This is a genomic window from Lentilactobacillus parafarraginis DSM 18390 = JCM 14109, assembly GCF_001435895.1.
Lineage (GTDB): Bacteria > Bacillota > Bacilli > Lactobacillales > Lactobacillaceae > Lentilactobacillus > Lentilactobacillus parafarraginis.
In genome coordinates this window covers 1-3132 of record NZ_AZFZ01000121.1, presented here as the reverse complement: position 1 = coordinate 3132, position 3132 = coordinate 1, and the positions used below count along the sequence as shown (strand labels likewise).

At 37.4% G+C, this 3132-nt stretch carries 2 protein-coding genes and 1 pseudogene; all 3 read left to right on the top strand.

Annotation, left to right across the window (positions count from 1 at the left end; genetic code table 11):
* Nucleotides 1–28 precede the first annotated feature (28 nt).
* Nucleotides 29–661, top strand: a pseudogene (locus tag FD47_RS13990) (glycosyl hydrolase 53 family protein); the annotation flags it as partial.
* A gap of 47 nt (nucleotides 662–708) precedes the next feature.
* A complete protein-coding gene (locus tag FD47_RS13985; protein ID WP_054736669.1) occupies nucleotides 709–1323 on the top strand; it encodes a glycosyl hydrolase 53 family protein in 615 nt (204 codons plus the stop codon).
* Nucleotides 1301–2632, top strand: coding sequence for a glycosyl hydrolase 53 family protein (locus FD47_RS13980; RefSeq protein WP_056980814.1), 1332 nt, complete (start codon nucleotides 1301–1303; stop codon nucleotides 2630–2632). Before FD47_RS13985 ends, FD47_RS13980 begins: the two co-directional genes overlap by 23 nt.
* Nucleotides 2633–3132: the final 500 nt, after the last annotated feature.

The window sequence follows — 3132 nt, the reverse complement described above, 5'->3', positions numbered from 1 at the left end:
TTGGCGTGATTATTAGCTTTCAAGTTTCAGTAATAATAAAGTTTTACCGAATATGATCACTGTTGGTAATCAAATTAACTATAAATTTATTGATAAAACTGATTGGCCAACGATAACCATGCTTTTAAAATCTGTTACGGATGATATCCACGAAAAGTTACCAACAACTTTAATTGGTATTGGTCTTGGAAAACCTAACTCATATTGGAGTACACCTATATGGCAATTGAATAATGCCGGAATTCATTATGATGAAGTTGTTGCTAACATTAATCCCGCTTGGAATTCTATGGATGACATAGCAGCCGCTAAAAATGTGGTATTGTCTGCAGGGAAAAAGTTTACTGTTGGTTCAGTAACTTACCCTTTTACTGATCAAGATAGTGATGGCAAACAAAATGATTCTTTGGCTTCAGACATTATGAGTAAAAATGTTGGTACTATTAGTCCTCAAGGTCAGGCAACATATCTACAAAATTTATTTAAAACTGTTACTTCTGATAACAATAACAGTGATGCTGGTGTTTTTTATGGTGATGCGACTTGGATTGCAGTTAAGCCAGGTAGCAGTGTGGGGTATCAAGCCAATAAGGATGCTTCCAATACGCTTCCAATACTTTTGGTACCGGATGGGCATCGCAATATGCTTCTGGTTACATAGATGGTGCCGACCAATATTGGGGTGGTAACACACAAGATAATCAGGCGTTGTTTGATGATTTAGGTAAACCACTTCAAACGTTAACGATTTTCAAGCAAATTTCAGATGCCAATAATTCCAATACTACGCCGAATGATGATCCTAATGCTGCTCAAAAAGATCCTTATGAATTTGGCGGTGATACAGGTTTGAAGGATCAAAAAGTGGTCATCAATAAAATACCAAGTATGACAAATCAAGCTATTCGTGGTGTCGATGTTTCTTCTTATCAATCTTTAAAAGATGCTGGGGTAAAGTTTTACGATTATAACGGTAATGAAGAAAGTTTGATGAAAGTGTTAGCGGATCAGGGAGTAAACTATATTCGAATTCGTATTTGGAATGATCCAAAAAGTGCTTCTGGACAATATTATGGTGGTGGGAATAATGACGTCGCACAAGATTTAAAAATCGCCAAGGAAGCCAATCAATATGGAATGAAAATATTGCTAGACTTTCAGTATTCTGACTTCTGGGCTGATCCCGCGCAACAGATTCTACCTAAAGCTTGGAAAAATGACGATCAAACACATCTCGAGCAGGATGTTTATGATTTTACTAGTGATACGATAAAAAAATTTAACGCTATTGGTAGTAATATTGGCATGGTTCAAAATAGGTAACGAAATTACTTATGGGATGATGGGACAGGGTATAACCAGAGATGATGGAGGTTCTTACGACTCTATTTGGAAAAATCAGAATAGGGTTGATAAAATAGGAGGATACTTACGAAGTGCATCAAAGGCTGTTAGAACATATAGCCCTGATAGTCTTGTAGCAGTTCAACTAGAAACACCTGACTTTAACAAATACGACACAATAATGTCTGCCTTAAAGAATGAGAATGTTGACTATGATGTATTAGGTTCATCATATTATCCGTTTTGGTCGGTAAGTGATGGATCTAATACTATTAAAACTATAAATGCAGTACAAAAACTAGCAGAAGACAAATATGGAAAGTTGTTTGCGATATTAGAGACTTCTTGGGTTAACTCGTTAAAGAATGGTGATAGTACACCTAATTCTATAGGTGAGAGCCAGGATGCGTGGACGAATACTAATGCCTACAAAGTGGGACCTCAAGGACAAGTAGATGAACTAACCGATCTTTACAAGACAGTTCTTAATAATTCGAATGGGCTGGGTGCCTTTTATTGGGAACCCGCTTGGATTCCGAACGTAGCCGGTTGGATAAATGGAAATAAAGATAAAGAATTGGCCGATAAATATGGATCTGGATGGGCAGCCTCTGGGGCTGTTGGGTATTTTCCAAATGATAAAATGTACTATCAAGGAAAGCCGGCTTGGGGAGGATCATCCTGGGATAATCAAGCATTATTTGATATACAAGGACACCCTCTCCAATCACTAAAGTTTTATAAAGACGCCGGTAATAATAATAAAGAACAACTTACACGTTTAGAATTTGTCAATCAAGATAATGATGTTGTTAAAACAATATTCAATAAGACAGTTGTTGGGAATACAGTAAGCATTTCATATCCTGACCTTGATGGTTATACAATTTCTGACAATAGTAGTTCTTATATTGCTCAAGCAACAAAAGATGGTATAAAAACTGTTCAAGTTAAATTATCCAGGAATAATAATAATCAACCCAATACCAGGAATAATAATAATCAACCCAATACCGGGAATAATAATAATCAACCCAATACCGGATGGTCATATGTTGGTGGACAACAATTTTATTATATTAATGGCAAATTAGCAAAAAATGAGCAGAAGATAGCAGGAAAGTGGTACTTGTTTGATGCTGTTACTGGTGCAATGAAGAAAGGATTCCAAAAAGTAGGTAGTAAGAAATTTTACTATGGTAATGATGGAATCATGCGCTATGGAAAGCAGAAGATAGCAGGAAAGTGGTACTTGTTTGATACTGTTACTGGTGCTATGAAGAATTAATGCATCGTTAACATAATCTCGGTTATCGGCACTAGCCGATACGATGCCGTTTATAAGCCGTCACTTGTGAATTTCAAAAATTCGCCTTGTGAAGGCTTATTTGTTGCACGATACAACTTGTGAAATCCGGCTGGTTCACAATCTATACCACCTGTTTTCTCTCACCGGCAGGGCTCGGCCCTGTTCCACCTACACAAACACCCAGAAATCACGCCGTTTTAAGCTGAAATCCGGGTTTTGAAAAATTTTCGGAGTCCGGCAACTCTCGGTGCCGAAAAAACCTGTCCATAATCTTGACATCAGCGCCCACAACTAACAAAATATCATAAAAAAGAGCTCCTATGGTTTTCACCCAACGGGTGAAAGCGCAAAACCCGCTGAAACGGTATTAACTTGCTGTTTCAGCGGGTTTTTGTTTGTCTTGATGAATAATCCGGGACAAATATTATCAGACTAGGGACTATACTAGAAAGTAAGCACTAAATAACTGGACGTCTACT